The 1,977-nt window shown below is 61.1% G+C and carries 2 protein-coding genes and 1 pseudogene; all 3 read left to right on the forward strand.

Features of this window, described 5'->3' with window-relative positions:
• Window positions 1-575, forward strand: a pseudogene (locus AC1D0Z_RS20495) (6-hydroxynicotinate reductase); the annotation flags it as partial.
• A gap of 11 nt (window positions 576-586) precedes the next feature.
• Window positions 587-1,495, forward strand: a complete 909-nt coding sequence (locus AC1D0Z_RS20500) for a UPF0280 family protein (protein WP_477660010.1) — start codon at window positions 587-589, stop codon at window positions 1,493-1,495.
• A 22-nt stretch (window positions 1,496-1,517) separates the two neighbouring features.
• On the forward strand, window positions 1,518-1,977 hold a 460-nt coding region (locus AC1D0Z_RS20505; protein ID WP_477660011.1), incomplete at its 3' end, for an amino acid synthesis family protein.

Raw genomic sequence — 1,977 nt, forward strand, 5'->3', positions numbered from 1 at the left:
CTCAGGTGGCCTGGCCTGGCCTGCGACTGTTGATGACATCCACCACCGGTGAGCACGCAAGCTGGTATGTCCTTGATAAAAAACTTCTTCCCGTGGAGCAGGAGATGCCGCTGGAGGTGCGCCAGGTTGTTGAACGTATTGGTGAAAATTGCGAGCCTTCTCTTGCAACCGTGCTTTTCCTCGCCGGAGCGGGGGGGAGCCTTCGGGCAGGCGTTACCGAAAATCCGGTTTTGCTGACGCGGGCCATCAAGAATTCCCTGGTCAACGTGACCTGCGGCGGGGCTCCTGCCTACGTCTGGCCCGGTGGGGGAATCACCGTGATGGCCGACGTCATGCGCATGCCCGACAACAGTTTCGGAACCGTTCCCACACCCGCCATCGTTGCGCCTATTGAGTTCAGCATGAAACTTGCTGACTATCAGGCGCTGGGTGGGCACTCCGACTACGTGCGTACGCTGGAGGATGTGCTGCATCGTGGAGCCTGGCACAACGAAGGTGCTCCGACAGCTCTGGAATGGGCTCCATTGCCTGCTGCCAACCCATGGCCTCTGGCGCGTCCTCCCTTACTGGGTTGAGGCGTTTGCGCATGAGTCCTCAACGCACATTATTTCCCGACGGACGCTGGCATTTTCAGCATGGGCCGATGGATATCATCATCGGCGCCGAAGGAGAGCCGGCCGAGGTCGAGGCCGCCCATGGTCAGGCTTGGGCGCGTTTCACCGATATCCTTGCCGAGCTGGTCGGGGAGCTTTCCCTTTTGCGGCAGCCTGTGTGGGGTGAGTGCCGGCTGCGTGGGCCGATTGCCCGGCGCATGTGGAATGCGTGCTGGCCTTATCGAGATAAATTCATTACCCCCATGGCCGCGGTGGCGGGCGCGGTTGCGCAAGAGCTGGCCGCCTGCTATGAAAAAAGCGGAATCAGCCGTGCCTGGGTCAACAATGGTGGCGACATTGCGCTGTATCTGGCGGCCGGACATTCCGTGCGAATAGGCCTGTACGCGGACCTGGCGCAACTTGATGGGGACGAGATACTCGCCGGCGTTCATACCGACGGGCAATTTGAGGTTTCCAGCATGTTGCCGGTTCGTGGCGTCGCCACCAGTGGTTGGCGGGGGCGCAGTTTTTCGCTGGGCATTGCCGACAGTGTCACGGTCCTGGCGCCTACCGCCGCCCAGGCGGACGCTGCCGCCACCATGATTGCGAATGCGGTCGATGTTGCCGACGCGCGGATCAAACGGGGCAGAGCTTGTGACCTGAAGGATGACACTGACCTGGGCGAAATGATGGTGACAATTGACGTGCCGCCGCTGGAGGCGGGCGTGGTTCAGCGCGCATTGCGCGCGGGGCTTGAGCACGCGCAGGGCTTGCAGGCAAAGGGGCTCATCTGGTCAGCTGCGCTGGTTTGCCAAAACCAGCTGTTGACCACCTCTGATACGGAATTGCGATGGCTGTCAGATCGGCGTGCCGAGGCTCAGGTTGGTTCGGTATTTGCTTAATGAAATGAATGGACTTCACCCCATGATCGAAATCCGGCGCATCTTTACGCACGTCGAGCAGATACGGCATGAATTCGGACCGGTAGCACCCGTGCCTTTGCTGCGCGGCGCGATTGCCGCGGTGCTGACCAATCCATTTGCCGGGCGGTACGAGCCCAACATCCTGCCCATGATGGACCAGCTCCAGCCTGTTGGCATCCAGATGGCCGGGCGTTTGCGCGCCGCAATGGATGTGCCGGCCGAGCATATTGAGGGCTATGGAAAAGGGGCCATCGTGGGCGCGGCCGGAGAGCTTGAGCATGGCGCGCTCTGGCATGTGCCTGGCGGGTATGCGATGCGTGAGTTGCTTGGCTGGAAAGGCGACCGCAATGCCTATGCACGCGGGCAGGCTGAGGAAAAAACCGGCCAGCCCGGGAATGCCCTGTCCATTGTTCCTTCCACAAAAAAAGTGGGTGCGCCGGGTACGGCGCTTGATGTTCCCT

It is taken from the genome of Polaromonas sp. P1_E3, assembly GCF_056405935.1.